This window comes from Rhodoferax sp., assembly GCF_023701345.1.
Classification (GTDB): domain Bacteria; phylum Pseudomonadota; class Gammaproteobacteria; order Burkholderiales; family Burkholderiaceae_C; genus Rhodoferax.
This window is the reverse complement of the sequence record NZ_JAMPXE010000154.1, coordinates 1-6,993: the sequence shown is the minus strand read 5'-3', so window position 1 is coordinate 6,993 and position 6,993 is coordinate 1. Positions and strand designations below refer to the sequence as shown.

Annotated in this window: 8 protein-coding genes; 6 read left to right on the top strand and 2 right to left on the bottom strand. The window is 59.7% G+C overall.

The window, feature by feature from the left end; translation table 11 throughout:
• Nucleotides 1–329: 329 nt before the first annotated feature.
• Both NDI87_RS15595 and NDI87_RS15590 read left to right on the top strand, forming a co-directional pair.
• On the top strand, nucleotides 330–650 hold the full coding sequence (locus tag NDI87_RS15595; RefSeq protein WP_296276369.1) for a hypothetical protein: 321 nt from the start codon (nucleotides 330–332) through the stop codon (nucleotides 648–650).
• A 992-nt stretch (nucleotides 651–1,642) separates the two neighbouring features.
• Entirely contained in the window at nucleotides 1,643–2,266 is a 624-nt protein-coding gene (locus NDI87_RS15590) for a hypothetical protein (RefSeq protein ID WP_296276368.1), read from the top strand.
• Between the two features lie 225 nt (nucleotides 2,267–2,491).
• Here the strand turns inward: NDI87_RS15590 and hemL are convergent, their stop codons facing one another.
• Nucleotides 2,492–3,802, bottom strand: a complete 1,311-nt coding sequence (gene hemL, locus NDI87_RS15585; protein ID WP_296276367.1) for a glutamate-1-semialdehyde 2,1-aminomutase — start codon at nucleotides 3,800–3,802, stop codon at nucleotides 2,492–2,494.
• 123 nt (nucleotides 3,803–3,925) lie between these two features.
• Here hemL and NDI87_RS15580 point away from each other — a divergent pair, with 123 nt between their 5' ends.
• Nucleotides 3,926–4,078 (top strand): rubredoxin, encoded by a 153-nt coding sequence (locus NDI87_RS15580; RefSeq protein WP_296276371.1) that lies wholly within the window; start codon nucleotides 3,926–3,928, stop codon nucleotides 4,076–4,078.
• Here the strand turns inward: NDI87_RS15580 and NDI87_RS15575 are convergent.
• A complete protein-coding gene (locus NDI87_RS15575; protein ID WP_296276370.1) occupies nucleotides 4,069–5,556 on the bottom strand; it encodes a deoxyribodipyrimidine photo-lyase in 1,488 nt (495 codons plus the stop codon). The two genes, NDI87_RS15580 and NDI87_RS15575, sit on opposite strands and share 10 nt — an antisense overlap.
• A gap of 21 nt (nucleotides 5,557–5,577) precedes the next feature.
• On the opposite strand from NDI87_RS15575, the gene NDI87_RS15570 reads away from it, so the two are divergent.
• From NDI87_RS15570 to pyrR, 3 genes are all read left to right on the top strand, one after another.
• Nucleotides 5,578–6,177, top strand: coding sequence for a YqgE/AlgH family protein (locus NDI87_RS15570; protein WP_296276366.1), 600 nt, complete (start codon nucleotides 5,578–5,580; stop codon nucleotides 6,175–6,177).
• Nucleotides 6,174–6,611 (top strand): Holliday junction resolvase RuvX, encoded by a 438-nt coding sequence (gene ruvX / locus NDI87_RS15565; RefSeq protein ID WP_296276365.1) that lies wholly within the window; start codon nucleotides 6,174–6,176, stop codon nucleotides 6,609–6,611. Before NDI87_RS15570 ends, ruvX begins: the two co-directional genes overlap by 4 nt.
• Nucleotides 6,608–6,993, top strand: a 386-nt coding sequence (pyrR, locus tag NDI87_RS15560; RefSeq protein ID WP_296276364.1) for a bifunctional pyr operon transcriptional regulator/uracil phosphoribosyltransferase PyrR, incomplete at its 3' end; no start/stop codon positions are given. The genes ruvX and pyrR, both read left to right, overlap by 4 nt.

Sequence of the window (6,993 nt, the reverse complement as noted above, 5' to 3'; positions counted from 1 at the left end):
TCATACTGTCAAACGCCCAGAAATCGGCGGGGACCCATGCCCCAATCTGTGCAGGCGTCCTATGTGGTGAATGACGCAAGTCTTGATGCTTGTGGAGGATAGGTTTGCAGCGGAAGCGGACGGTCGAGGTGCGCTCCCAACTCTGGTATCAGCTTGCCAAAAGCCTAGAATTGCACGAAAACGATTTGCGTGGTTAGTCGGAATTTTTATACCTGTATAAAAATCTAAAAGAACACCGAAAACCAAGTTACGAGCCATTCTCCGGAGGATTTCATGTCCAGATTAATACGCAGGTTTTGCGGTGTACATTACGTTGGGCGCTCACAATCATGAGCGAATCAATTGTCATCGCACTAATAGGCGTCGCAGGTGCCGTTATCGGCTCTATTGCCACAATCGCTGTTCAGTGGCTTTCGCACTTCCTCCAAGAGAGAGCGGCGGCCAATAAAGATAAACCAAGAAAAGACCTGCTACTTGAAATGCTGCGGTCTCCGAATGATAAATGGCGAAAACTCGAAACGCTTATGCACGTAATTGGCGCCGATGAAGAAACAACAAAAAGGCTACTGCTTGAAGTAGGGGCGCGTGCATCTGAAAACGGCCAACCTTTGTGGGGCTTAATCGAACGCAACCCACTTCCAAAAAATTAGAAGCATCTCCCAATTCACGTCGAACAAATAGAGAATGAAGAACCCAATCAGAACATTAATCTCCCTGATATTGGCTTTTGGAGTGCCTGCTTCTTTTCCTGTTCACTCACAAGACCTTCAGCGTGGCGTGAAGAACTATCAGGAGATCATGCGAGGAACAAAGAAGCTCGAGCAACTATCGCCTCAAGAACAGCAAGAAGTAATCATCATCTATCAGCGAGTTAAAGCACGGAAATCTGGGAACGACAAATCGTCTGATTGCCAAGATGCCCTTTCCCGAGCTGAAAGCTCAGCATCTGAGCTTGCCGATTACGCGCGCCGCCTTCGGAGCTGCGCCGAATCGCAAAACTACAGTGATGACTGCAGCTCCGAATTTCGCCGAGTCAAGAATTCATACAGTGACTACGAGTCTGCAGTTTCGTCTGTCGGAAGCTATTGCCGATGATTTTCGGAAAACGGCCCAACAAGGCGCTCCAGTGGGACGCTCCGCCGGCAAGCCGGCTCCGCGCCTCTGGGCTAGCGCGTTAGGTTGCCGAAATGGGCTACTACCGGCGCGTTGCAATTGAGACGTATTGGAACTACGGCGAGCCCTCATCCAAGCGCATACGCGCCCAGCCACTTCCGGGCCAAGGCTTCCCGACCGACATGCACGTCGCGTGTTCAGCGCGCATGCGCGAGGAGTATCCTGTCGGGACTGTGTTCGTCGTTCAGGCCCAAGTGAAGCAGAAGGAGGGAGGAACGCCGTTCCTGTACAGCTCTTGGCAATGGCGCTACGATGTTGTCGAGGAACATGTTGCCTGCCAGCGCATAGCGTCCGGTACCCTATGAGCATGCAACGTAATAGGTCAATCGCCACGGACATCCTATCGTCAGGCTTCGCCGCCTTACTGTCCGCCGGTCATCGCCAACGCGACGTGGCAGAAGTGCGGGCCGCACGGGAGCTCATTTCCATTGCGCAGCGCAGGCTGCCAGGTCTATAAGGGGGAAGACTTGTGCGTGCAAAACTTCGACAGTTCATTTCGCCCGAGTTTCTATGGCGGCGGTGGGACCGTCCATACGCAAGCATGGTGCGCACGCTCAGTTTCCTGTTCTGCGTTGATTTGTACAGGCTTTCGCGCTCAGAGCGAAGTGACCTCGGGCGGTTTTACGCAAGCTTTCCGGAGACAGCTGTATTCATCCTACTCAGAGCAAAGCACGAGGCAATGTGCTGCGTCAGGGAAGACAAACGGGCAGACAGGCTCGCGTGGAGCGTCATGACCAGAATGTTTGGGCCGACAGGTGCCTCTGCATTGCAGGAGGTGACTTGGAGGTTTGAGACTGCAAAGGAAGAAGAATTCCGCCTAATTTCAAAGGACGCCAGCTACCTTGCTCTTGCTAGCGTCGTCGACCTAAAGCACGTCGCGAGTCTAAGCAATGCTGGCGCCGCGCTGGCGAGGGGCAGGGAAGTTGCGGAGTTAGACGGCATGGCCAATACTTCCGATGATGAGAAGACGCTCATTGGAGCGCACTGGTTAAGGTGTGGCGATCTCATACCGAAACACTTTGAGTTGTGGATGCACGCCGATCGTGCGAAGCAGGCGATGGACCGCGTATTTCGTAAGCTGGATGGCTCTTGACGCGAATGCCGAATCAGCCACCTAACAGGTCGGTCAACGCGGACGTCCCTGCGGCGGGCTTCGCCCGCCTGTGGGTCGCCGGTTACCTCCAACGTTACGACTGCTTTGGAGCGAGGCGAAAGTCAACAACGGGCCCGAAGCCGTCAGCGCTTTCATTGCATTGCCAGGGCGTGGCAATGTTTCTCAAGCAGGTCTTGAGACCGTTAAAACTTTGGCAACAAGTTATTACTTCGGAAGCAGTTTGAAGATTTCACGTGCCGCCGCCACGGTCTCGGCAATGTCGGCATCGGTGTGCGCGGCACTGACAAAGCCGGCTTCGTACAGCGCGGGCGCAATGTAGACGCCACGGTCCAGCAGGCCGTGGAACAACTGGTTGAATCTGGCGCCATCGGTCTTCATGACCTGGCTGTAGGTGCTGGGCAGGGTGTCGAGCAAGTAAAAGCCCATCATGCCGCCCTCGGAGTCGCCGCAGAACGGCACGCCTTCGGCCTTTGCCGCGTCGCTCAAACCGCTGATCAGGGCGCGGGTTTTGCGGCCCAGATCGTCATAAAAGCCGGGCTTGGTGATCTCATTCAGCGTCGCCAAACCGCAGGCCGTGGCCACCGGGTTGCCGCTCAAGGTGCCGGCCTGGTAGACCGAGCCCAGCGGCGCCAGGTGTTCAATCACCGCGCGTTTGGCGCCAAAAGCGGCCAGCGGCATGCCGCCGCCAATCACCTTGCCCATCACCGTCATGTCGGGCTCGAAGCCGGGGATTTCTTTGGCATAGACGCTTTGCGCGCCACCCAGCGCCACGCGGAAGCCCGTCATCACCTCGTCAAATACCAGCAGCGCGCCGTATTGGGTGCACAGTTCGCGGCAGCGTTTCACAAACGGCACGCTGGCGCGCACGAAGTTCATGTTGCCGCAGATCGGCTCCATCATCAGGCAGGCAATCTCCTTGCCCTGTTCGACAAAAGCGGCTTCCAGTTGTTCGATGTTGTTGTATTCCAGCACCAGCGTGTGCTGCACCACTTCGGGCGGCACGCCGGCGCTGGTCGGGTTGCCGAAGGTGGCCAGGCCCGAACCGGCTTTCACCAGCAGCGCGTCAGCGTGACCGTGGTAGCAGCCTTCAAACTTGATGAGTTTGCTGCGCCCGGTGGCACCGCGCGCCAGGCGGATGGTGCTCATGCCTGCTTCGGTGCCGGAGCTCACCAGGCGCACCATGTCCATGCTCGGCATCAGCTTCAAAATGGCTTCGGCCAGTTCCACCTCGCGTTCGGTCGGGGCGCCGAAAGAGAAGCCTTCGAGCAGCGCTTTTTGCACCGCTTCCACCACCGCCGGGTGGCCGTGGCCCAGAATCATCGGGCCCCATGAGCCGATGTAGTCGGTGTAGCGCTGGCCGTTGGCGTCCCACATGTAGGCACCCTGAGCCCGGCTGATGAAGCGCGGTGTGCCGCCGACCGCGCGAAAAGCGCGCACGGGGGAGTTGACGCCGCCCGGGATCACTTGAGAAGCACGGGCAAACAAAGTGGCATTGCGGTCGGTGGAGGGTGTCATGGTTCTATTGAGGCAAAATTAGGTGATGGATACCGAGGCTGGCTGAAGAAATCAGTCTGACGCATAGGTAAATTGACATTCTATTGGAAGGCCTTGGACGCTGTGACGCAATCGACAACCTGGATGTGCCTGATTTGTGGCTGGATTTATGACGAGCAAGTGGGTGATCCCGAGCATGGCGTGCCCGCCGGCACCGCCTGGCGCGATGTGCCGCTCAATTGGACCTGTCCCGAATGCGGCGCCCGCAAGGAAGATTTCGAGATGGTTCAAATTTGAAGCGTCTGTGGGCTTGACTTCTTGACGACCGCATAACGCTGCAAGGTCTTGGCCCGGGCCACGTCGTGCGCGACGATGGGGTGCGGGTAGTCCCGGCCCAGCACCACGCCGGCCATGTGCAGATCGAGCGGTTTGGCCGCCCAGGGCGCATGGATGGCTTGGTCGGACAGCTTGGCCAGTTGCGGCAGGTAGCGGCGGATGAACTTGCCCTGCGGATCAAATTTTTCGCTCTGGCTGACCGGGTTGAAAATGCGAAAGTAGGGCTGCGCATCACAGCCGCTGGAAGCCACCCATTGCCAGCCGCCATTGTTGGCCGACAGGTCGAAGTCGTTGAGCTTCTCGGCAAAGTAGCGCTCGCCCCAGCGCCAGTCCAGCCCCAGATCCTTCACCAGGAAACTGCCCGTCACCATGCGCAGGCGGTTGTGCATGTAGCCGGTCTGGTTGAGCTGCGCCATGGCGGCATCGACCAGCGGGTAGCCCGTTTGCCCTTCGCACCAGGCCGCAAACAGGGCGTCGGCGTGGGGGCCTTGCTCCCAGGAAATAGCGTCGTATTCGGGCTTGAAGGCTTGCCGTGCCACCTGCGGGAAATTGGCCAGAATGGCAAAGTAAAAATCGCGCCACACCAGTTCGCTGAGCCACACGGCCGCGCCCGCGCTGCCAGCCGCCTGGCGCTGCAGGGCAATGCGCACCAGCTGGCGGATCGACACGGTGCCAAAACGCAGGTGCACGCCCAGGTAGCTCGGCCCCTTGAGCGCCGGAAAGTCGCGCGTGGCGTGGTAGTCGTCCATGCGCTCAAAAAAGGCTTCGAACAAGGCCTGGCCACCACGCTCACCGGTGGGAATTTTCAGGCTGGCCAGGTTGGTGGCTGCAAAGCCGATGTCGCTCAGGCTGGGCACGGGCTGCTGCAATCCGGGCGGTCGCTCGCTCAGGCGCTGCCCCAGCGGCGCGCTGTCATGATGCGCCAGGTCTTCGGGCGCCACCCGTTTCAGCCAGTTGTTTTTGTAGGGCGTGAAGACGCCGTAGGGCGTGCCGGACTGGGTGAGGACGTCGCGGCCTTCAAAGATGACCTGGTCCTTGCAGGTAAAAAACGCGCAGCCCGCTTGCGCCAGGGCCTCGCGCACCGAGTCATCGCGTGCCAGCGCTTGTGGCTCGTAGTCGCGCGCGGCAAACACGGCCTGCACTTTTAAATGCGCCGCCAGCCGGGGCAGCTCATTGCTGGCCACCGCATGGCGCACGATCAGGCCGGCATCCGCCTTGCCACTGAGTTGACGCAATGTCGCATCAAGTTCCACCAGGGATTCGCGGATAAATTCCACGCGCCGGTCAGCGTGTGGCAGGCCCGCCAGAATTGCCTTGTCAAAAATAAAAACACAGTGAACCTGGCGGCACCGGGAGAGCGCCAGGTGCAGCGCGGCATTGTCCCGGACGCGCAAATCGCGCCGGAACCATATCAGGCCGGTTGAAAAATTTTGGTCCATGTTCATCGCTAAAATTGTTCCATGTCTTCTGATTCTGCCCCCATCAACCTGACGAATCATTTTTTGATCGCCATGCCCGGCCTGCAGGATCCGCTCTTTGAACACAGTGTCGTTTATTTGTGCGAGCACAGCCCGCGGGGGGCCTTGGGGCTGGTCATCAACAAACCCTGCGACATTGACCTCAAGGGCCTGTTTGACAAGGTGGCGCTGCCACTGAGCCGCCCCGACCTGCAAACCGCCCCCGTTTTTTTTGGTGGCCCGGTGCAGACCGAGCGCGGCTTTGTCTTGCACGAGGCCACCTTTGCCGATGACGAGCAACCCGAGCACCCGGTCTATGCCAGCACCATGGTGATCCCCGGTGGCCTGGAGATGACCACCTCGCGCGATGTGCTGGAGGCCATCTCTACCGGCGGCGGGCCACGCAATGTGCTGATTTCATTGGGCTATTCGGCCTGGGGTGAGGGCCAGCTGGAGTCTGAACTGGGTGACAACAGCTGGCTCACGGTCGAGGCCGACGCCCGGCTGATCTTTGAGACGCCGGTGCCTGAACGCTACGCACAGGCGCTCAAGCTGCTGGGCCTGGAGCCCTGGATGCTGGCCCCCGACGCCGGACACGCATGAGCACGTTGACCGACAGCTCAAGCGTCAACCCACAGCCGGTGGTACCCGCCCATTTGCAAACTTTCATGGCACTGGACTTCGGCCTCAAGCGCACCGGCTTTGCGGTGGGCAACCGACTTATGCGCACAGCCCAGCCGCAGGGCACGATCGCCGCCGAGGGCAAGGCCAGGTTCGACAAGGTGGCGCTGCAGCTCAAAACCTGGCAGCCCGACGCGCTGGTGGTCGGCGTGCCATTTCACCCCGACGGCGCCGCCCACGAAAACACCGTGCGGGCACGCCGCTTTGCGCGCCAGTTGCAGGGCCGCTTCAACTTGCCTGTCTTTGAGGTCGATGAGCGCTACACCACCACCGAGGCCCACTCGATGGGTGCTCGCGATGCCGATGCGGCGGCGGCCTGCATCATTCTCGAACAATTTTTAAGGAGTATTCCATGAGCACACTGGCACTTGATGCCGAGGCGCTGTATGCCGATCTGGCGCGCAACCTGCGCCCCCTGCTGCAGCCTGACACGCAGCTGCTGGGCATCGCCTCGGGCGGCGTCTGGCTGGCCGAGCGCCTGCGCCAAGACCTGGGCCTGGCACAGCCGTTTGGCGTGATCTCGTCGGCCATGCACCGCGACGATTTCGCCCGTCGCGGCATGACCAGCAGCGCGCAGACGCAAATTCCGTTTGACGTCAACGGGGCCCATGTGCTGTTGCTCGACGATGTGCTGTTTACCGGGCGCACGGTGCGCGCGGTGCTCAACGAGCTGTTTGACTTTGGCCGCCCGGCCAGCGTCAAGCTGGCGGTGCTGGTGGACCGCGGCGGCCGCGAACT

Coding starts and splice junctions, on each gene's coding strand:
- ruvX (WP_296276365.1), top strand. CDS start 6,174: ATGAGCACGTTGACCGACAGCTCAAGCGTCAACCCACAGCCGGTGGTA.
- NDI87_RS15580 (WP_296276371.1), top strand. CDS start 3,926: ATGTGCCTGATTTGTGGCTGGATTTATGACGAGCAAGTGGGTGATCCC.
- hemL (WP_296276367.1), bottom strand. CDS start 3,802: ATGACACCCTCCACCGACCGCAATGCCACTTTGTTTGCCCGTGCTTCT.
- NDI87_RS15595 (WP_296276369.1), top strand. CDS start 330: ATGAGCGAATCAATTGTCATCGCACTAATAGGCGTCGCAGGTGCCGTT.
- NDI87_RS15575 (WP_296276370.1), bottom strand. CDS start 5,556: ATGGACCAAAATTTTTCAACCGGCCTGATATGGTTCCGGCGCGATTTG.
- NDI87_RS15570 (WP_296276366.1), top strand. CDS start 5,578: ATGTCTTCTGATTCTGCCCCCATCAACCTGACGAATCATTTTTTGATC.